This window comes from Salmonella sp. SAL4457, assembly GCF_046548235.1.
GTDB lineage: Bacteria > Pseudomonadota > Gammaproteobacteria > Enterobacterales > Enterobacteriaceae > Salmonella > Salmonella enterica.
Window position 1 is genome coordinate 1 of record NZ_JBGDZO010000284.1, and the last position, 301, is coordinate 301.

Genomic DNA, 301 nt, shown 5'->3' on the forward strand with positions numbered 1-301 from the left:
TTCTCCGACATGTACTTCTATCCACAGGCCATCTGCGGCGTGGTCCATGACAGCGGGGTCCGCGCCCAGGTGGCGATCCCGGTACTGGACTTCCCGATCCCCGGCGCCCGCGACAGCGCCGAGGCGATCCGCCAGGGCATGGCGCTGTTCGACGACCTCAAGCACCACCCGCGCATCCGCATCGCCTTCGGCCCGCACGCACCTTATACGGTGAGCGACGACAAGCTGGAGCAGATCCTGGTGCTCACCGAGGAACTCGACGCCAGCATCCAGATGCATGTCCACGAGACCGCCTTCGAGG

General features: G+C 65.8%; 1 protein-coding gene. It reads left to right on the forward strand.

Annotated features, from left to right (window positions below):
- A partial coding sequence (locus tag ACLJNW_RS24300; protein WP_410961232.1) for an amidohydrolase family protein occupies positions 1-301 on the forward strand: 301 nt, incomplete at both ends.